23 protein-coding genes and 1 pseudogene are annotated in these 19437 nt (G+C 66.9%); 18 read left to right on the top strand and 6 right to left on the bottom strand.

Translation table 11 applies throughout. The annotated features are described in order from the left end of the window. From OG285_RS25265 to OG285_RS25235, 7 genes are all read left to right on the top strand, one after another. Positions 1-1527: an SCO6880 family protein gene (locus OG285_RS25265; protein ID WP_371792300.1), complete on the top strand. Its 1527-nt coding sequence runs from the start codon at positions 1-3 to the stop codon at positions 1525-1527. Then, entirely contained in the window at positions 1524-2960 is a 1437-nt protein-coding gene (locus tag OG285_RS25260; protein ID WP_371792299.1) for an ATP/GTP-binding protein, read from the top strand. The genes OG285_RS25265 and OG285_RS25260 overlap by 4 nt, the downstream gene beginning before the upstream one ends. Positions 2961-3019: 59 nt before the next feature. Next, complete coding sequence (locus tag OG285_RS25255) at positions 3020-3334, top strand: DUF6238 family protein (protein WP_371792298.1); 315 nt, start codon at positions 3020-3022, stop codon at positions 3332-3334. After that, the gene (locus OG285_RS25250) at positions 3334-3597 is read left to right on the top strand and encodes a hypothetical protein (protein ID WP_371792297.1); all 264 of its coding nucleotides are present in this window, start codon (positions 3334-3336) and stop codon (positions 3595-3597) included. Before OG285_RS25255 ends, OG285_RS25250 begins: the two co-directional genes overlap by 1 nt. A gap of 37 nt (positions 3598-3634) precedes the next feature. Continuing rightward, entirely contained in the window at positions 3635-5083 is a 1449-nt protein-coding gene (locus OG285_RS25245) for a type IV secretory system conjugative DNA transfer family protein (protein ID WP_371792296.1), read from the top strand. Next, a complete protein-coding gene (locus OG285_RS25240) occupies positions 5080-5586 on the top strand; it encodes a hypothetical protein (RefSeq protein ID WP_371792295.1) in 507 nt (168 codons plus the stop codon). Before OG285_RS25245 ends, OG285_RS25240 begins: the two co-directional genes overlap by 4 nt. 568 nt (positions 5587-6154) lie before the next feature. Further along, positions 6155-6517 carry a VOC family protein gene (locus tag OG285_RS25235; protein WP_371792294.1) on the top strand — a complete coding sequence of 121 codons (363 nt, stop codon included), beginning with the start codon at positions 6155-6157 and terminating at the stop codon, positions 6515-6517. Here OG285_RS25235 and OG285_RS25230 read toward each other — a convergent pair. Beyond that, a pseudogene (locus OG285_RS25230) lies at positions 6495-7417 on the bottom strand (IS5 family transposase). The gene OG285_RS25235 and the pseudogene OG285_RS25230 overlap by 23 nt on opposite strands. Positions 7418-7843: 426 nt before the next feature. Between OG285_RS25230 and amcB the strand changes: the two are divergent. Beyond that, complete coding sequence (gene amcB, locus OG285_RS25225) at positions 7844-8980, top strand: cyclophane-forming radical SAM peptide maturase AmcB (protein ID WP_371792293.1); 1137 nt, start codon at positions 7844-7846, stop codon at positions 8978-8980. Continuing rightward, positions 8958-9113 carry a hypothetical protein gene (locus OG285_RS25220; protein ID WP_371792292.1) on the top strand — a complete coding sequence of 52 codons (156 nt, stop codon included), beginning with the start codon at positions 8958-8960 and terminating at the stop codon, positions 9111-9113. Before amcB ends, OG285_RS25220 begins: the two co-directional genes overlap by 23 nt. Before the next feature lie 549 nt (positions 9114-9662). On the opposite strand, the gene OG285_RS25215 is transcribed toward OG285_RS25220, so the two are convergent. The 3 genes from OG285_RS25215 to OG285_RS25205 form a co-directional block, all read right to left on the bottom strand. Then, the gene (locus OG285_RS25215; protein WP_371792291.1) at positions 9663-10202 is read right to left on the bottom strand and encodes a GNAT family N-acetyltransferase; all 540 of its coding nucleotides are present in this window, start codon (positions 10200-10202) and stop codon (positions 9663-9665) included. Further along, on the bottom strand, positions 10199-11104 hold the full coding sequence (locus OG285_RS25210) for a hypothetical protein (RefSeq protein WP_371792290.1): 906 nt from the start codon (positions 11102-11104) through the stop codon (positions 10199-10201). The genes OG285_RS25215 and OG285_RS25210 overlap by 4 nt, the downstream gene beginning before the upstream one ends. 642 nt (positions 11105-11746) lie before the next feature. Next, positions 11747-11896, bottom strand: a complete 150-nt coding sequence (locus tag OG285_RS25205) for a hypothetical protein (protein ID WP_371792289.1) — start codon at positions 11894-11896, stop codon at positions 11747-11749. A gap of 129 nt (positions 11897-12025) precedes the next feature. On the opposite strand from OG285_RS25205, the gene OG285_RS25200 reads away from it, so the two are divergent. Further along, positions 12026-12190: a hypothetical protein gene (locus tag OG285_RS25200; protein WP_371792288.1), complete on the top strand. Its 165-nt coding sequence runs from the start codon at positions 12026-12028 to the stop codon at positions 12188-12190. A 38-nt stretch (positions 12191-12228) separates the two neighbouring features. Here the strand turns inward: OG285_RS25200 and OG285_RS25195 are convergent, their stop codons facing one another. Both OG285_RS25195 and OG285_RS25190 read right to left on the bottom strand, forming a co-directional pair. Continuing rightward, entirely contained in the window at positions 12229-13092 is an 864-nt protein-coding gene (locus tag OG285_RS25195; protein ID WP_371792287.1) for a formylglycine-generating enzyme family protein, read from the bottom strand. 63 nt (positions 13093-13155) lie between these two features. Continuing rightward, positions 13156-13938, bottom strand: coding sequence for an aminotransferase class IV family protein (locus tag OG285_RS25190; protein ID WP_371792286.1), 783 nt, complete (start codon positions 13936-13938; stop codon positions 13156-13158). A 206-nt stretch (positions 13939-14144) separates the two neighbouring features. Here OG285_RS25190 and OG285_RS25185 point away from each other — a divergent pair, with 206 nt between their 5' ends. The 8 genes from OG285_RS25185 to OG285_RS25150 all read left to right on the top strand — a co-directional run bounded on the left by OG285_RS25185 (position 14145) and on the right by OG285_RS25150 (position 19322). Beyond that, complete coding sequence (locus OG285_RS25185) at positions 14145-14585, top strand: ATP-binding protein (protein ID WP_371792285.1); 441 nt, start codon at positions 14145-14147, stop codon at positions 14583-14585. Continuing rightward, positions 14585-15076, top strand: coding sequence for a hypothetical protein (locus OG285_RS25180; protein WP_371792284.1), 492 nt, complete (start codon positions 14585-14587; stop codon positions 15074-15076). The genes OG285_RS25185 and OG285_RS25180 overlap by 1 nt, the downstream gene beginning before the upstream one ends. Positions 15077-15961: 885 nt before the next feature. Then, a complete protein-coding gene (locus OG285_RS25175) occupies positions 15962-16150 on the top strand; it encodes a hypothetical protein (RefSeq protein WP_371792283.1) in 189 nt (62 codons plus the stop codon). Between the two features lie 47 nt (positions 16151-16197). After that, the gene (locus tag OG285_RS25170) at positions 16198-17190 is read left to right on the top strand and encodes an MvdC/MvdD family ATP grasp protein (RefSeq protein ID WP_371792282.1); all 993 of its coding nucleotides are present in this window, start codon (positions 16198-16200) and stop codon (positions 17188-17190) included. Further along, positions 17187-17600 (top strand): DUF6415 family natural product biosynthesis protein, encoded by a 414-nt coding sequence (locus OG285_RS25165; protein WP_371792281.1) that lies wholly within the window; start codon positions 17187-17189, stop codon positions 17598-17600. Before OG285_RS25170 ends, OG285_RS25165 begins: the two co-directional genes overlap by 4 nt. Further along, entirely contained in the window at positions 17597-18043 is a 447-nt protein-coding gene (locus OG285_RS25160; protein ID WP_371792280.1) for a DUF6082 family protein, read from the top strand. The genes OG285_RS25165 and OG285_RS25160 overlap by 4 nt, the downstream gene beginning before the upstream one ends. 322 nt (positions 18044-18365) lie before the next feature. Next, entirely contained in the window at positions 18366-18563 is a 198-nt protein-coding gene (locus OG285_RS25155; RefSeq protein WP_371792279.1) for a DUF5999 family protein, read from the top strand. 225 nt (positions 18564-18788) lie between these two features. After that, the gene (locus OG285_RS25150; protein ID WP_371792278.1) at positions 18789-19322 is read left to right on the top strand and encodes an NUDIX domain-containing protein; all 534 of its coding nucleotides are present in this window, start codon (positions 18789-18791) and stop codon (positions 19320-19322) included. Positions 19323-19437: the final 115 nt, after the last annotated feature.

The following is a 19437-nucleotide window of genomic DNA, read 5'->3' as shown; positions in this document are numbered from 1 at the left end:
ATGTCGACTCGTACGTATCAGTTCGGAAAGCACCGCCCGACGGGGCTGGTGGGACGTCGCGACCTCGGCGAGCAGGTGGTACTGGGCGGCGGTGCGGCCGCCGGCATCCTGCTCGGCTACCTCTTCAGCGGCGTTACGGCGGTTGCCGCGATCGGCCTGGTGCTGCCCATCCTGATTGCACTGGTCATCGTTTACGCTCCGTACCGCCCGAAGGGCACCTCTCAGCGGCGCACGCTCTACCGCTGGTGGAGGATCAACCGCTATCACCGCAAGGCGATCCGCCGAACAGGCGGTGTGTGGACGTCGCCGGCCTTCGAGGCCGGTGTGGGCCGCGACGGCACTCCGCCGGATGCCGCTCTGGCCGAGCCGGAGGGCATTGCGGGCATGACGTGGGTTCCGGTCACGGTCCGCGGCCAGAAGGCAGTCGTTGTTCTCCAACCGGAGGCCGGCTGCGTGACGGCCACGCTGGAGGTTGCCTCCCCTGGCCTGGGTGGCAAGGAGGTCGCGGAACAGGTCGTCGCCTTGGAGCGCTGGGGTGAACTCCTCGACGCCTTCGGCAACGTGGAGGAGCACCCGGTCAAGAGGATTCAGGTCCTCGCCCGGCAGATGAAGTCGGACCCGTACGCCCACCAGCGGTTCATCGCACAGCGCGACGAGTCGGCGGCGACGGCCGACGCTCCGCAGTGGCTGAAGGACTCGTACAACGTGCTGGCCAATGCCGTGTCCACCTCGGCGGAGGAGCACCGGTACTACATCACCATCCACGCGAGGTTCACCCGCGATCTGGCAGCCGAAGGAGCCGCCCGCGGATCCGGTGACGAAGGAGTAGCTGGAGCGCTGGCCGCGTACTTGGAAGAACTGTGGTCTCGCGCGGAGGACGCCGACCTCTCGGTGATCGCGCCTCTGGACGAAGGCCGGATGACCGCATTCATCCGCAATTCCTACGACCCGGACCACGCCATCTGGGACACGGACCTCCCGCAGGCACACGCCTTCCCCTGCAACGTCGATGTCCGTAACGGCGCGCACGTCGCCACGCGCGCCGCAGGGTCCACCGACACCTGGGTCCACGCCACAGCGGCTGTCGTCGGATGGCCCACTACCCCAGTCGGCCCGGACTTCCTGTCGCCCCTGCTGATTGGGATGCCCGACGTGATCCGCACCATCTCGATCACTCAGCAGCTGGAGCCGAACGACAAGGCCGTGGAACGCATGCTCGCGGAAGACACGAACAACCAGGCCGAGATACACCGCGACCGCCAGCGCGGCAAGAACATCGACCCCCGCGACCAGATCGCAGCAGACGCCACAGGTTCGCGGGGCATGTCCCTGGCCTCGTCGGGCGCAGCCGGGTCCGCCACCGTCGGGTACATCACCATCTCCGCGCGCAGCGCCGAAGAGCTGGAGCGCACGAAGCGTACGACTCGCTCCCGTGCCCGCAACGCCCACCTGCGGATCGAATGGCTCGACCTCGAACACGCTCGCGCCTTCGCGACCACTCTCCCACTCGCGGGAGGCATCAAGTGACTGACCTCCTCGACCTCGCCCCGCTGTCCCCGATGCACGAGACGGTGCGCCGTCCGCTCTACACGGAGACGACCACCAGCCAAGCCCTGTACCTTCCGATCACCCCGCCGACCCTCGGGACCTCGGGAGCGATCATCGGCCGGGAGCTGTACTCGGGCAAGGCATTCATCTACTGCCCCTTCTCGGCGTACGGTGACGGCCTGCCCGGCGGGAACATGATCGTGATGGGCGACACCGGCCGGGGGAAATCGGCGCTCACCAAGACCTACACCGCCCGGCAGATTCGCCTCGGCCGCCAGGTGGTCGTGCTCGACACCAAGGAACAGAAGGAGCGTGAGGAAGGCGAGTGGGCGGCGCTCGGCCGCTCGCTGACCGGCAAGGCACCGGTGAAGTTCGCTCCGGGCGGCGGCTCCGGCGCCTCCTGCATCAACCCGATGGACCCCGCCATCGCGGGCAAACGGCAGATCGAGCTGGTCCGGACGATAGTCGAACTCGGCCTCGGGAAGGCCTTGGACGAGTTCGCCGGCTCCGCACTGCGTATCGCGATCCGCCGGGCCCACCATCGGGCAGGCAGCCTCGGCCGCACGCCGGTCCTGACGGACGTCGCTGCCGCGCTCCGGTCCCCGGAAGAGGCCGACGCCGCAGCCAAGCAACGGAGCTGGGACCAACTCCTGGGTGACGGCCTGGAAGCGTCCTATGTACTGGACCGGCTCTGCGGGAGCGAACAGGACGCGACCGGCGACCTCACCGGCATGCTCGACGGCCCGACCAGCCTCGGCGTGGACCTCGACGCCGACATGATCGTCTTCGACCTGACGAAGGTACCCAGCGGCGGCGTCGCCATGACGATCCTCGTCGCCGTGATCTCGGTCTTCCTCGAAGAGGTCTGGCTGCGTCCGCGGTGCGAGTGCGGAACAGAGCCGAGTCAGCACGAGCGCGTCGTGGTCGACGCTAACTCGGGTGCCTGGGAACTCGGGTCGAACGCGGAATCAGGCTGCCGCCGCTACACCCAGCGCAAGCGCATCCTTGTCTGCGAAGAAGCGTGGCACATTCTCGGGACGCCTCAACTGGCCTCGCTCTTGGAGAAGTTCCTCAAATTCGCGAGGGGCTACGGACTTTCCTGCATCTTCATCGTCCACCACCTCTCTGACATTGACGACAGCCCGGAGACCCAAGCCGCTCTGAAAATGGCGGACACCGTCGTCATCTACTCGCAGAAGAAATCCGAGGCCGAGGCGACGGTGTCCCGGCTGGGCCTGCCGTTCTGGACGGCGGAGCACATCATGCGCCTGCGCCGCGGTATCGCGCTGTGGAAGGTCGGAGAGGTCATCTACCCCGGCGTCCAACACCTCTTGGTCGAAGCTGAGCAGCATCTCTGTTTCTCATCCGGCTCGATGACCGACCTCACCAGCACCTCCCCGGACGCCGAATGACTAGGTACCGCCACCTCGCCGCCGCCCCCTCTCACGCAGATTCGGAGCGCACCTCCTACATGACCACCAGCAAGACCATGCTCCCGGCCGCCGATCACGCAGTACGACAGGACATCGACCAGCTACACGCCGATGCGATCGAACTCGCCTGCCGTACGAAGGCGCTGGCCAGCGCGCTCGACCACGGCGACTACTCCGCCGCGGGTGGCCGCGTCCGTGCAGCCGTCACCCACATCTGGCGAGCGACGGAAGACCTCCACAGCGCCTTTCACACAGCTCCGCCGCGCTGTGCCGGGCCCGACGCCTCCTTGTCCCGGCTCTGCGGCCGGCGCATGCGCTACCTTGCGGCCCGGGTCGCTCGGAAGGTCGAGTAGTGAGCTTCATACCGAACGAGGTTTCCCTGGCCCTCTACGCCCTGACCGCCGTATGCGCGGTGGCTCTGGCCATGCTCTGGATCCTGACGAGCCGGGGACGACGCAACGCCGGGTTCGCGGACAAGGGCCAGCTCAAACGCCAGATGTCGGCCAAGGCAGTCCTGAAAGCCACGGAAGTCCGCCCCTCCCTCACACACGGTGAAGGCAGCCCCGCCCCGACATCAACGGCCAGCCTCGCCAAGGACCCATCGGCCGGTTTCTGACTCGCCCCCTCCACCACGCCTCGTTCCGGAGCACGTCATGCGCCAAAGCCTCGATCCTCACGACTTCGGATACTCGCTGGGGACCTCCCAACGCCCCAAGGGCGTCGAACTGTGGTCTCGCGCCGACAAAGCAGCCCGGGTCATCGGCCCCATGGGCAGCGGAAAGACCATGCGATTCTTCGCGCCCACCATCCGTAACTGGGCCGGTCCGGTCCTCGCCACCTCGACCAAACCGGACCTGGTGGAACTGACTCTCGATGCACGAAGTCGTAATGGACGACCAGTCATGGTCTTCGACCCGCAGAACATCGCTCCCTCTCTCCCCAGGTTCCGCTGGACGCCGATCGCAGGCGCGCACGAAACCGAAATCGCGATGATGAGGGCCAAAGCGTTCATCGCCGGGTCTCGAACGTCCGGATCCGCAGCGCAGTCCAGCGAGGGAAGCACCTTCTACAAAGGACAGGCGACCAAGATCCTTGCCGCCTTCTTCCATGCCGCCGCTCTCGACGGTGCCAACCTGGACTGGGTACTCAGGTGGGCCCGCAAACTGACCGACCCTGCACCCCTGGGGATCCTCAATGCCCACCCCGGTGCCGGCCCCGGGTGGGCTGACATGCTCAGGACCGCCACCTCCGGCGACAGCCGTACCGTCGGCAACACGGCTTCGACCCTCGACGCGGCCCTTGAACCCCTCATGCACCAATCGGTGATCCAAGCTCTACAAGCAGACGGAGAGGGCCCTACGGAATTCAACAAGTTCCTTGCCGCCGAAGGCACTGTCTACCTGCTCGGCAAAGACTCGGAAGTGACCTCCGTATCCCCGCTGACAACAGCGATAGCCGAAGACCTGTTGGACCTCGCCGAGGCGCACGCCATCGCGTCTCCGGCGGGGCGCCTTGATCCGCCCCTCCTGGCCGCGCTGGACGAGGCTCCGAACATCGCGCCCATCCCCAGCCTCCGCCAGCGGGTCGCCGACGGCCGAGGCCGGGGCATCACGGTCATCTACGGCCTCCAAGGATGGGCCTCCGCCCGAGCCCGCTTCGGGGAAGACACCGCGAACGAGCTGGCGGCTTTCACCAACAACGTCATCGTCTTCGGCGGAGCAAAGGACCCGGCCTTCCTGAAAGACATGTCTGACCTGTGCGGTCAGGTCGAGCGGGAACGCACCACGAAAACCACAACTGGAGGAGACCGCGGCGGCCACTCAACCGCCACTCACATGGCGCTGGAACCAGTCCTGCGCAGCGACGAGATCAGAGCTCTGCCCGAGGGCCACGCCCTCGTGCTCGCGGACAATCTCCCGCCCATCGTGACCCGGCTCGCCGGCATGTGGACCTGGGAGTCCTGGGCTGAGATCCAAGATCGAGTCCGCGACTTGCGAGCGGCCAACGAGGCGGAGCGCTCACGGCAGGAAACCGCGAAGGCGAACCGGGCGAAAGCTCACGCCGCAGCATGGGATAGGCGCGAAGAGGCAGCCGCAGCATGACGAATCCTCTTATGCACTTCGAGTCCTTCCCTGAACCCCCTGCGCTGATCTTGGACTACATCGCGAAACGGAGCGCAGAGGACTCCGTGGTCGGCGGCCCCGCTCCATGGGACATCGGAGCCCTGCCAAAAGAGTTGCTTGATCAGATGCCCGCCTGGCTCGACTCCGTGTGTCGCTGGCTGAACGGGCGGTACGCATGGCAGCCCCAGCACGTCATCCCCCCTTGCTGGACGAAGCACGAGGGCCTTGGGTACGAGATTGCAGCGCTGGCCTTCGCCAGAACCGACGCGTACGCGGCCGCGGGCTCGACCGTGGTCTGGCATGAGCAGTACGACCGCTTTCTCACCCGGATGAACAAGGCCCTCGGCAAGGCCGGCGACGAATGCAGAGTCGGACGGCACGAAGGCAGGCCAGCGCGCTTCCAGCTCGCAGCCTGGCCCCCAAGGGGAGTTGATGGTGCCGCGGAGCCCCAGCTCTCTGAGCGCAGCGGAGCGATGACGTGATGATGACGAACCCCGACGTGGTCTTCTCGACGGGCCCTCGTCACAGACTTGTGGCGCGAAGCAGTTGGGATCAGGCGGAGGCTCGAACCGTGCTCCGCGGCCTCGGCTGGGAGTGGGCGGAGGAACTGCATGCTCTCGTCCCGCGGGACGACGTGCCGGAGATCGAAGCGGGTGTTCAAGCGGTGGAGAGGCTGCACATGCATGGGCATCGCACCGGATACGCGGCTGGGCCGTACGGTGCGATGCGTCTGGATCTGGGATGTGCTGAGCAGGTCCTTACGAAATTGCTGACAGGGCCCGTACCTGTGCGAACGAAGGGCGAGGGCCACGACGGCGATCACGCAACGCCGATCCAACCCCGCGCGACATATGGTGACGTCATCACGTCAGAGGAACCCTTCTCCACAGAGCCCTTTGAAGGTCCTGCGCTTTAGCGATCAGCAGCGGGAAACCTTCCTTGATTCTTGGGCGACGACGGCCAGCCGCGTGGACGAATCCGCTGTCAGCTGCATCTAGGGCCTCTCGTTTGGATCAAGCTGTTGCAGCGGTCCTCCGCTACAGTGCGGGGATGACGATCCGTCGCATCATGCCCAACGTCATCACCCAGGACATCGAAGAGAGCCGAAGCTTCTACAGCGATTTCCTGGGCATGGACGTGCGCATGGACGAGCCCGGCTTCTTGATGTTGGCCTCGCCCGGTAACCCGACGGCACAGATGACCCTGGTCTCCCCTGCCGCAGACTCATGGGACCCACATACCGCCCATTCGACACTGGCGGTCGAAGTCGAGGACGTTGACGCCGCGTACGCCGCAGCCGAGCGCCAGGGGTACCAGGTGGTCTATCCCTTGACCACGGAACCATGGGGAATCCGACGCTTCTTTGTTCAGGCACCCGACGGAAGTGTCATCAACGTCCACAGTCACGTCTGAGGACGAAGGATCGGGCAGACCAGAGGAAAATACCGGCGATGTGGAGTCCGGCCAGATAGACGGTGGCGGTCTTCTCGTAGCGGGTGGCGATCCCGCGCCACTGACTTCAGGCGATTGATACACCGTTCGACAGCGTTGCGCCACTTGTAAGTCTCACGGTCGAAGGCCGGTGGTCTGCCGCCCCGGCTGCCCCGGCGTAGCCGGTGTCCGCGCTGGTCGGCGGGCACGGGGATCACTGCCCGGATGCCGCGCTTGCGCAGGTGCTCGCGGATCGCGCGGGAGGAGTACGCCTTGTCGGCCAGGACCAGGTCCGGCCTGGTGCGGGGCCGTCCTCGCCGACGAGGAACGCGCAGGCGGGCCATGACGTCGGTGAAGAAGGGCCGTCACCGGCCTGTCCGGCGGTGAGGTGGAAGGCCAGTGGGCGGCAGCAGTCGTCGGCGGCGAGGTGGATCTTCGTGCTCAGTCCGCCGCGGGACCGGCCGATGGCGTGGTCGACAGGTTCGCCCGCCGGGGCCCCTTTTCCCGGGCCCCGGCCGCGTGCTGGTGAGCCCGCACGATCGTGGAGTCCACCGACACGGCCCAGTTGAGGTCCCCGTCCGCGTCGGCCTGGGCCACCAGAGTGGTGAAGACCCGCTCCCACGTACCGTCGACAGCCCACATCCGCAGCCGGTTGTAGACACCTCGCCAGTTGCCGTACTTCTCCGGCAGGTGAACCCACTGCGTGCCGGTCTGGAAGTTGAAGGCAATCGCGTCGATCACCTCTCGATGGTCCCGCCAACGGCCACCCCGCTTCGGCGTCCGATCCGGGAGCAACGGCTCGATCCGCGCCCACTGCGCATCAGTCAACGACACACTCGGACCAACGACCAACTGATCCAAACGAAACTGCCTAGTGCTCATAGTGCGAAGAGATCCTCGTTGTTACCCCGGTAGACCTGGCCGCCGAGCACGAGGATCGACTTGACGACCGCGCCGGTCCCCTGACGGGCCGACAGGCCGATCAGCCGCCCCACTTCGATGGCCAGGATCTCCTGGTTGGTGGTCCGGGCCTGCCGGGCCGGTGGCGCGGTGCGCTGGCGCGGCTGACGGGCAGCGAGTTCGGCCGCCTCACGGTCCTGGATGGCGGCGGCCAGCTGGGCCTTCAGCGCCTCGAAACTGGCTTGGTCCTCCTTGCCGCCATCTCTGTTTAGCGCATCTTCTCCTGACCTGCGGCGCTGGTGAGCGGGGATTCACTCGATCGCGTGGAGAGTTCGACGTTCCGTCGGGATTCCCGAAGCTCTGCCGCTATCCATGACGCATGGTCGTTACCAGTGAGCTGAGGCGTCGATGACGCTCGCGGCGGCAGCACTGCGGGAGTTACGGGCGGAGCTGGCCGAGACGCCGCCGGTGCTGCTGATGCAGCCGACGACACTATGCAACCTCGACTGCTCCTACTGCTACCTCCCGGAGCGCAAGGTGTCCCGGCGTATGAGCCCGGAGGTCGTCCGGGCAGTCGCCGATGGCGTCCGGGGGTGGTCCCGGCGGCACCCGGTGACCGTGGTGTGGCACGGCGGTGAGCCGCTGGCCGTGGGCCCGGCGTATTTCCGCTCCTTGGTGGAACCGTTCAGTCCGGGCGAGGCGTACCCGGTGACGCACGCGGTGCAGACCAACGCCGCCCTCATCGACGAGGCGTGGTGCGAGCTGTTCGCGACCGTGCCGGTGCGGGTGGCGGTGAGCGTGGACGGCCCCGGGGATGCGAACGCCGCACGGGTGGACTGGGCGGGCCAGCCGACCCTGGACCGGGTGATCAGCGGCATCGAGACACTTCGCCGTGCCGGGATCCCCTTCAATGTCATCGCAGTGGTGGCCGACACGTCCCCGGGCGCGGCCACCGCTCTGTACCGCTTCGCCTGCGAGCTGGGCTGCGACGGCCTGGGCGTCAACCTCGCCGAGAAGAAGGGTATGTTCGAAGGCGTGCCCGAGTCGTACGGGGACGCAACCGCGTTCTGGCAGGAACTGTCGGCCTGCTGGCAGGCCGATCCCCGTATTCGGGTGCGGGAACTCGACCACGCCTACACCTACATCCGCGAGGAACTGGCCGGCGCCGGCACTCGGCGCGCCGACCGGCCGGTAGTCCCGCTGCCCATGGTGACCTGGGACGGCGACTACCTTCCCCTGGGCGCGGAGCTAGCCGGCTTCCGCTCGCCCCAGCACGGCTCGTTCACTGCAGGGAACGTCCTCCAGACCCCGCTGGCCACCCTGGCTGCCCACGCACATGAAGTGCCCTGGGTCGCCGAAGCCCTGGCTGGCGTCGCCAACTGCCGCCGAGCCTGCTCCTACTTCACCTACTGCCGCGGAGGTCAGCCCGCGAACAAGTACTTCGAGACGGGCCGCCTGGACGCCACTGAGACCACCTTCTGCCACACCAGCAAAATCAACCTATTGGAAGGAATCCTGCGCCATGCCGAGCACCAACACCCCTGACAACACTCCGCAGACCCCCCTCCCGCTCACCGAGCGTATCCAGGCCAGCCGGGACGCCCTCGCCACCTCCGCATCGCAGGCTGGCGAGTGCCACGAGACCGCTGGCATCTTCGGCTGGGCCTACACCCTCTGAACCAGAGGCAACCCGCGGTGGTGAGCCGACCCCGGTCGGCTCACCACCGTCGTCTTCTCAAGTTCCTGCTCTGGCGCCGCCGGTTCCGAAGATACGGCTGGAACTGCCGCCCGAGCACGTCACCCGCTAGGTCGGCGTCGCCGCCGCCGGGTTGGCCGCCTACGACGTCCCCCTCCCGGACGGCCGAGCGGCAACGCACCGAGCTGCGGAGCGACCGGCTGGCACGAGTGCACCCGCACTGACCCCCCAGGATCCATGATCCCGCGTCTCAGCCATGACCCAAACTTACGGGCGACGAGCGGCCACGTCCTCCCGTTCCGGAAGTGAGCACGGGCAACAGATCACGTATCCCCACCGGCGTCCATTCTGGTCGAGTTTGACCTTCAGGCCAGCACTCTCCGCTCGCCGGAGAGCCGCCTCGACGTCCGGCTTCGGGTGCCGATCGCCCTTCATATGGTGATCACCACCATGTCTCTGCAATGAACGCACGCCCCTTCCGCGAGGGCCTCGCCTACGGACAGGTCGGCGAAGTTTGGCGCGCGGAGGAACTCACCGGGTACGGCGGATCATCACCGTCAGGCGAGGCGACGCAGGTGAAGGCTGGCTGTGCCCTACTCCCTCGTAGCCCCAAGACCGGTACAGCGCGTGGACCTTTCCGTCTCCGGCTGCCTCATTGACCATGAGAGTCACGTACTGCTCATCTCGGCTGGCGAGGAACGTGTCGTGAATCTGCCGTGCAGTTCCTGTCCCACGCCATACGGGACGAACGCCGATCTCCTTCAGAGCCACGGCAGGGTGCACCGTGTACTTCTCATCCAATGCCGGGTTGGTGCGCTGCCAGTACCTATCGCCGCTCTCGATCCTGTTGCCGTAGGAGTACCCCACCGGCTGGTCATCTGCGTAGGCCAGCACTGCGGCGAATCCCGGTTCGGTGCTATGCCTGTCCAGGCGCTCGCCGAACGCGGTGACTGCGTAGTTCGGCAGGTGCAGCAGCGGGGCTCGCACTTCGGCATACACATCGAGCAGATCCCCGCGGACAGCGTCTAGTTCGGTGAAAGTGCGCAGTTCGATGGCGGCTGCTGTGGTCATGCTGTGGCCCTCCAAGCGGCAGTGTGCTCGGTCCAGGTGCGTGTGCTGACGCTGCCCGGCGCGGTGGCGCGCAGGGCAGCACTGAACTCCTGAAGCATGCGCGAAACTCGTGCGTGCTGGGTAGCGGCCTCGACTGGCACGGACATAGCGGAATGCGTAGCGGTGTCAGCGTCTCCTTGTGCGAGCTGGGCGTGGGCGAGGCGACTGGTCGCGATGGCTCGGGATCGGCGCATGTGTGGCCTGAGCGCTGCCAGGCAGCGGTGCGCGTGATACTCCGCGGTAGGCCAGTCACCGACGGCGAGGTGGGCCGTGAGCGCGAGAGAGTGGAGCTCAGCCTCGTCATAGAAGGCCAGCAGCCACACAGGCCGATAGGTGTCCGGCTCGGCCCGGCTCATTGCGTCCTGCGCCTGATCGAAGGTTCGGCTCAGGCTGCGTCGCTCGTGCGCGGCCCCCTGGATAGCCATCTGGCGGGCCATGCCGAGTGAGGCGAACATGGGGTCGCGGCGGGTGATGTGAAGGTTCCGCGCGACATCGTTAGCGGCGAGCGCATCAGCCGGGCGCCCCATGTGCCGGTAGAGGCTGCCCGCATGAGACCAGATGCGGAACTTGATCGCTTGATCGCCGGAGAGTTCGGCGAGGGTCTGGGCCTCGCGCATGTGGCCGACTGCTTCGTGGTAGCGGCGGCCGTCGATAGCGGCCCACATCGCTGAGGAACGAAACGAAGCTGCGGTGGCGTAGAGGTTGCTACGTACGCGCTGGGTGGCATAGCCGGAGTTCTGAAGATTCAGGGCTTCGTCGGCGAGGGCTGTGGCCCGCTGCTCGATGCCGAGCTGACCGCCGTGGCGGTGGTCACTGGCAACAACAGAAGCGAACTTGCGCTGCAGGCGCTCGACGTCACTCATACCGATCGTGCGGGGGGAGGCAGCACCAGGGACGGCGGCGGCCACAGCTGCCGTGAGAGATCCGGTGACGAATGTACGGCGGTGCATGGGGTCCTCCTGCTGTGGGGCTGCCGTACGCGAGGGCCGCCCCCGTGGCACGAAGCCTAAAGCGACCGGGGACAACCCCGTGACGTCTTCAAGCGCCCGCCGAGTTACTTCGTTAGGCCAACGGACCCTTCCGGAACGCCAGTCCCGGACCATGCGTCCGTCATAGCGCCCAGGCCGACCGGTGAGGCGTTCCAAAGCCGTATTCGCTTCTCTGGCAAGGCTGTTAGAGCTGTGGCCATGCTCGTTCATCCACGCCTCAAGGGCCTCGTTGCGCGTGGCATCCATAACCGCAGAGTAGATCTTCGCGCACACACTGTCAGGTAAAGAGATAGGCAAAAGCCCCTATTGGTCACGCACGGCGAAACGCGTCGATCCCCTAACCCAGCTCGGCAGGGCGGGAGTTAGCTGCTGTGCACGGCGCCGGACACACTCGATTCCACCGGGTCGGCGTCAGCAGCCCTACTGCCCCACTAAGAGCCGAGGCCAGCAATGCGCCAGAGCACCGCCCGCACAACTCAGTCCTGGATGGACCAGGAGCACGCCTTCGATGTGTTCTTACGCCCCGAGAAGGTACGCATTGAGGTCGACCCGTACGCCCAGCTCGCGGCGGCCCGGCGCGATCACCTCGGGCGGATAGTCGCGCAGCTCCACGCCAGGGGTCGAGCGCCGCGGGTGTGCCTGTATTCGCTGTCCGTCGGAGGGCATGAACCGCGGCACTCCCTGGATGCCGCCGGGGCCTTCGCAGTGCGTCAGACCTGGCGGGTGGGACTGGGACAGTCCTACACCGACCACCACGGTGCGACGGATCCGGTAGCGCGCCCGGGGTGGTGCCGTGTGCGACAGCAGATTCGGGCCGGTTATGCGGACGGGGTCGTGGTGGTCACCCACTCCGTCATCAGCCCGCGCCGCGATGAGTACAAGCAGGAGCTGCGCTGGATCGAAGAGCACTCCGGCTTTGTCGCCGTGGTCGTTCCTGAGGTTCAGGAGGGGCTGAGGTGAGCCGCCCGACCGCTGCCGCCAGATGCGCCGGCGCCGCCTCAGGGCCGACTGACGCAGCGGAATCCGGTGTCATTGTCCTGCATCGAGCTGTTCGCCGCGTTCTGCAACGAGGGGGCCGCTCTCTCGAATGGGCTCGTGAAGGCCGACCCCTTCAGCTCATACCGGCCGCTACCGGGGGTCTCCTCGGTGGAGCACCACTCCCACGTGTTGCCGCACATGTCGAAAACGCCGTAGGGGCTGGCACCGGACTGGTACCGGGAGACAGGCGTCGTGTCGTCCATTCCAGTCTCGGAGATGTTCGCCTTGGCGGCCGTAGGCTCGTTGCCCCAAGGATAGATGCGGCCCTTCGTGCCGCGGGCGGCCTTCTCCCACTGTCGGGCTGTGGGCAGAGCCTTTCCGGACCAGCGGGCGTACGCGTTGACGTCGAGCCAGGTCACCCACACCACCGGATGGTGAGACAGATCGGTGGGACACCGGCCGCTGGGCCAGTGCTGCGGCGGCCGGTGCCTGGTGAGCCGCACGAACTTCTCGTAGTCCTCGTTCGTCGTCGGGTAGATGTCGATGAGGAAGCTGTCCAGCCAGACCGAGCGGTTGTCCGCACCGGACAGGTAGATGCCCTCCTCGACAAGCGTCATCAGCATCCCGTCGACGGGGCGCCGGCTCGTGCGGGAGTCGCGGCGCAGCAGTTCCTCTGCGCGCTCGTCGTTCTCGACGGCGGCCCGCTCGGTGATGAGCGCTGCGAACCGTTGTTGTATGTCGCGGGGGGCCTCGGAGAGGACGGTATCGAGGGCCGCTTGATTGGTGAGGCTGAGTTCCAGGGTCTCGCCACGGCCTTCCCACCTGGGAATCTGGCGCGGGTTCACCCCGACCAGCTCGGCGAACGCTTTGCCGGGCTTACGCATTGCCTTTCGCAGCAGACCAGCCTCTCGGCCGGTCCACCTGGTCACCCCCGTCATGCTCTCGTTCTACAGGGTCTCGCCGGGGATCGAGAGGTAAGTCTCTTGAAGTCGGCTCAAGAGCGGGTGTTCGGTGGGGAGTTCGGTCGCATCGATCGCGGACAGCGGCCGGACGCCGATACTCGTGTTCGTCGCGAACGCGGCTGCCACGGCCCTCGCCTGCTCCAGCGTGACAGTGGCCACCCTGTGCTCGGCGTGCTGCTGGAGCAGAGCCATGGTGACGCCGGGAAGCACGGGAGCCTGCGGCCACACGACCGTGCCGTCCTGGTCGATGAAGCCCGCGTTCCACGTGCCACCCTCCGACACGAACCCGTCATGGCCAACGAAGAGGGCGTCGCCGTATCCAGCGAGTTGGGCTGTGCGGCGGGCATGCAGAGCCCCGAAGAGACCGACATGCTTGACCTCGGGCAGGTCCCGCTCGAACGTCACGCTCATGGCACGCAGCGGTTCCGGGGGCATCGCGCCGGCATCGCGCACGGATACCAGGATCTCCGGCTGATCAGCGCGCGCAGGGTGCCCCATCTCGACCTTGGGGTCATAGATCGTGACGCGGACGGTACACGGGAAGTTCCGCTCTCCCAGGCTCTGCTGCACGTAGGTGCGCACGCGCCCGGTGTCCAGGTCGGCACCCCACACGGTCTTGCAGTCCCTCACGAGGCGTTCCATGTGCAGCGACAGCCCGCGGATCGTGCCGTCGTCGCCCACACGCATGGATGTGAAGTGGCCGAGGCCGGTCAAGGCCAGGGGGAGCAACTGGTCTGCGGATACAGGGTTTCCATCGAGTGTCACCATGCCAGGAGAGTCGATTCCAGCGGCACCCCACACAGTGTTACTGACGGGTCAACGTCATCTGAAAGTCATTCCCAAGCCTCTACCGCGCAGTGTTCTCTAGTCACCATCCGGACACGCTTGGTGATCACTGAGGCGAGGCGTGCCCTGCTGCACCACCACGCCGCACCCCACACGACCCCTCGCACCGCCCACCTGGGAGGCTTCCGATGACCCGCGGCACAGTCGTCTCATCGGTCACCGCACAGCCACTGACGCAGACCGCCCGCCCCGCCCGCCTTTTCTCGGTGGCCTTCTCCCCGGAGCAGACCCGCGTGGCGCGCATGCGCCGGGTAACCAGAGCTTTCATGCGCCACTGGGCAGTGCCCGAGGTCCTGGCGGAGAACGTCGTGTTGTGCGTTTCCGAGCTGGTCACCAACGCGATCCAGCACGGCCACGGTGACATCGGACTGCGGGTGCGGTACACCGCTGACGAACTGCGTGTCGACGTCACGGACGGGAATCACGCTCCAGCCTTACTGCGCGCGGCGGGCGACGACGACGTTTCGGGCCGTGGACTGCTCCTCGTTGCCATGCTCGCGATGGACTGGGGCGTCGACAACGACGGCACAACCACGTGGTGCGTCTTCCACGTCGCGGGGAGGCTCTGATGGCCGCCGTCGACCAGGCCACGGCCGCCGCGCTGCTGAGCCGGCCTTTCTCCGCCGACCACGAGGCGATGCGGATGCTCGCCGTATCCCTATCTCGCTCCCTGGCCGCCGACGGGATCCCCGGTGACCTGATCGACGCCTTGGAGGACGCTCTGCGTCCCGAGCCCGATCCCAGCCCCGCACCCGACCGCAAGCTCGACGGCCTGTTAATCCGCCTCGGCCTCCCGCTCCCGCCGCGGCACCACCCGCCGAAACCGGCCCCCGCATGGAGCGAAGAGGAGACGGCGCGGATCACCGCCGTCTTCCACAGGGCAACAGTCCTGCTCATCCGTGTAGTTCAGTGGCGGACCACGTGGTACCCGACCGAGGAACTGCGTCTCCTGCGTCTCCTGCGGGACGAGCATCCGACCCCCGAGGAGTCCCGCGCATACCTGCGCCGGTACGCCCTCGCCATCCTCGCCGTCATCGACTTGATGGGAAACGACGCGTGACGCGCACTCCCGCCCCGGGAGTCGGGCCTGCTCTGAGGAATGTCTCTCCACAACAGCCCCGGCCCACCCGGCGCCGAGAAAACGAGACCCCTCACGCCCTGGGAGGTCGCCGCGCCTCGGTGCCGGGCACCTACCTCTACTGGGTGCCCCCCGCACTTCTCACCGCACTCGCCCGCATACACAGGACGCGCCGCCGCAGGCCAACGCCCGTCATGCACCGCCTGGCGGATGAGGAGGCGCGACGGTTCGCCGATGTGTGCCGCCAGTTGATCAACACTTCGGCAAGGGGTTCTCCATGATCTGCCGGGCGCTCTTCGAGTACGGCGTCCTGCCAGCATTCCTATTCGCCCTCGGGCGGCACGTCCTCGCGAGGCACCGAGCTCTCAGCGGCGCCCCGCCGCCGAAGTCGCAACGCGAACCGAGCTTCACCCGGGCGTACTTGCTGGGGTGCGCTGCTTTCCCTCTGGCCTGCCTTGCACTGCTTTCTCTGGCCATACTGCCCGGCCGTATCCCCTAGGCCCCAATCGACCGGTTGCCTCTCCGCCGTTGAACGCCCGCATCGCGGCGGAGAGGCAACCACCCACACCCACTCACGACTGACGGAGAACCCGTGCTTTTGCCCTTCGCATTGACCCTGTGTGCCGACCCGAAGCCCACCCCCATCTCAGACTCCGCGCTGCCCTTTGACCCCGCCTCCCAGACGACTCGCCGCCCGGCCGGGCACGACCTTCCCGTCACCATGTCCGACGTGGGAGGGTCCCCGAACGAAACGGACATCTCCGGTCGCTTGTGGTAGCCAACTTCGCCCGCACATCTCATTCCTGTGTCGCATTTTCCGTTGGCCCATTTCACAAACCCGGCCGTCGCTCGAAACAAGGAGATTCTGTGCCTCCGCCCCTCGCTCTGACCCTGTGTACCGCCCCGAAGCCCTTTTCCGTCCGGGAGGCGGGTCCGGAATTCGACCCGGCCCGGCAGATCACTTCCCGTACGGCCGAAGAGCCCTGGCCGGTCACGATGTCGCACATCGACCGGATTCCGGGTGAGAAGGACGACGGGTCCAGTGGCCTGTGGTGATGGCCAGCAGTTTCTCTTGATCTCGTTGCTATGTACGGAGACCTTCCATGTCTTTATCACCAGAGGGGCCCAGTCCCACCTGCGTCATTGTCACCACTCAGGAAGACGTCACGGCAGACCTCGTCATCCCTGAGATCGAGCGCCTCGGTACCGCGGTGGTCCGTCTGGACCTGGCTGACTTCCCGCACGACGTCCGGCTGAGCGCTGTCGGCCCGTCCGACTGGACCGGCATGCTCAGCGTGCGCGATCACCACGTCCGACTGCATGAGATCCGAACGGTGTGGTGGTGGCACCCGCAGCCTGCTCGCTTCGCTGAGGGCGACGGAATGACGGAGGAGGAGGTCCAGTGGGCCGGCCGTGAGGCGACCGCGGGTGTAGCCGGCGTCCTGGCCGCTCTGCCGGATTGCCTGCACGTGAACCACCCCGTGGCCACGCACGCCGCGCAGTCGAAGGCCGACGTCCTGGTGCAGGGGCCTCGCCACGGCCTCGCGGTCCCGCCCACCTGGATCGGTAACCATCTGGATGGTGCCCGTCGGTTCTCGCGCCAGCAGGACGGGTTGATGTGCAAATCGATCTCCGGACCCGCCATTCAGTATGCGGATTCGATGGCTGTCTTCTACACAACCCCGCTGGAATCAGAGGACCTTGACGAGAGCATCGCGGGATGCGCTCACCAGCTCCAGCGGAGGGTGCCCAAGGCCTTTGAGGTGCGAGTGACCTCGGTCGGAGGCAGACTTTTCGGGGCGCGGATCGACGCCCATTCCGCAGCAGCGAAGTCTGATTACCGCGCCGATTATGGGGCCCTGACCTACACCCCGATCGCGGTTCCCTGCGCGGTGCGTTCTGGTGTATCGCGTTTGCTGACCTACTACCGCCTTCACTATGCGGCCCTTGATTTCCTGGTCGATGCGGAGGGCTGCTGGTGGTTCGTGGATCTCAACCCGGCCGGTCAGTACGGGTGGATCGAGCGGGCGCTGCCCGAATTGAAGATCACCGCGGAACTCGCCGGGCTTCTCGCCTCGTCTGGGGAGGCCGCGTGAACACCACCACCGTTGAGGTCGTCGACCGGGCAGAGGTCCTGCCGCTCGTCGACACCGTGCTCGGCTGGGACCTGGATGGGCCGAGCCTGCCGGAGCCCGAGATCGCCTTGGGCATGGTCGAGCACCTGACCGACTTCGGACGGATCGCAGCCGACGCGCTGTGCACCCTGTGCCTCAGCATCCCTGCCAACTCCGCGGCCGGGCAGCGAGCTCAGGCCACGCTCAGCGAGGCGAGCCGACGCCTGTACATGCCGCCCCCGCACGTCACCCGGCGGGCAGCCGCGCACCGCGCCCAGAACCTCGCCCGCCTCTATCGGGCCCTGGTCCGCGCGACCGCCCAGGTCGAGGAGCAGGCGCGCACCGCGTTCCACGCTTCGCAGGACGCCACTACGGAAGGCAACCCGGGATGAAGACATCGCACGCCGTACTCGCCGCTGCGGGAGTCGCAGCTGCTGGCCTCGTGCTGTCCGAGAGGCAGCACCGGCAGCGCCTCGCCCTGCACGCTGCTGAGATCCATCAGGTGTGGCTCACGGGAGTGGTCACGAACCCCGAGCTGCGAGCTGTCTGGACACCGCCCGGAGGAGGGCTGTCGGATGAGGAGCATCTGCGCGCCATCGTGGTCAACCGGATGATCAGCATGCTGTCCGTGCGGTACCGCGTGGGGCTGATCACCAAGCGGGCGCTGCGCATTCAGGCACAGCGGCTGATGGACAACGAAGTCGGCCGTCAGTACTGGAATCAGTACGGCAGTACGCGCGAGGCGGAGGCAGCCGACCGGATCGGCCGACAGGTCTTCGAAGTGCTTGCTGACGCGTACGACGACGCATTGGACATGGCCGTGGCCGCCGACTGACCCACCTCAGACTGGGGTCTCCTTCCAGCTTGAGCGGCGTGGGAGGAGGAGGCGCTTCGCGCCCCGGCTGCGCTCTCCGTGCGGCGGAGTCAGTGGCCGGCCCCGCTCGTCCGCCGTCCGGTGCGTGAGTCCGGTCCGGCGGGCGAGTACACGACCCGGTGCAGGGCCTGCAACAGGGCTCCGCAGCGGAAGAGCCGTGGGGGGAGGCCCCTCCCACCCCTGGAATCTCCCCCACACGCGCTGCCGCTCAGGCCCCCACGGCTCTGTGTATCCGCCGAGGGCCGCCCTTTCCGAAACGACATGAGAAGAGAGGACGAGCAAAATGTGTCGGCACAAATCCCCCTGCCCCGCGGCGATGGCGCCCGACCGGGAACAAGCCGAGGTACTTGGCCGGGACAGCGTCTTGGGCTGGGCGCTGCTCTGCAATGGCGTGATCGTTTTCGATGACACGGGATGCCTCCTGGCCGACGGCCAGATCATCGCGCCGCACCGGCCCGTGCTCGCGGGAGCACCGGCATGACCACAGCCACGGCGAAGCCTGAGCAGTTCTATCAGGGAGGTCTCCATGTCCCCGTCGCGGTACTGACGCCCTCACCGGCTGCTGAGGGCGGCCCATCGCTATCGACCAACCAAGAGAGCCACCCGCCCATGTCTTGCTTCGAGAACCTTCGCCACCTTCGCTCCAAACGGCCTCCGCGCAAGTGCTATGAGCCGCACACGCTCTTAGACATGCTCCTGGACAGTGATGCCGGCGCGCCTGCGAGAGGGGGAGTCCATGGCTCACTCTGACACGAGCCCCCTTGCCCCGCCGCCTATCCGCATCGGCGGCCTCGGACTCATCCAGGACCCTGTGGGACGGATCCTGATGGTCCGTCCCACCTACGACAATCCGAAGGGCTTCTTCCAGCTTCCTGGGGGTGGAGCAGGCGAAGGCGAGCCGGACTGGGAAGCGGCGATTCGGGAGGTCCGTGAGGAGACCGGCTTGCTGGTCACCCCGCAGCGCCTCCTGGTCAAGGACTGGATGCCGCCACGTCCACATCGTGCCGCCGGGCTGAACTTCGTCTACGACTGCGGCACGGCGCCGGGCGACATTCCGATCGCCCTGCCGCCTGGCGAACCACCGGAGCTGGACCAATACCGGTGGATCGCACCCGCCCATCTCGACCTGCACTGCGCCGGCTATCAGGCCCTGCGTGTCCGCGCCGCACTCCATGCCCGAGCGACCGGGACCCTGGCCGAGTTGAAACGCGGCCTCCCCATCTACACGACCGTGACCTAGACCCGCACAGTTCCGCCGGGCAAGTACACGGCCCGGTGCAGGACCTGGAACAAGGCCCGATGCCGGACGAATGGCGGGCGGGGAAGCCCGGCCTCCCGCCCGCGCTACCGCTCAG

This window comes from Streptomyces sp. NBC_01471 (assembly GCF_041438865.1).
In the GTDB taxonomy this organism is placed as follows: Bacteria; Actinomycetota; Actinomycetes; order Streptomycetales; family Streptomycetaceae; genus Streptomyces.
This window is presented reverse-complemented; position numbering and strand designations above follow the sequence as displayed.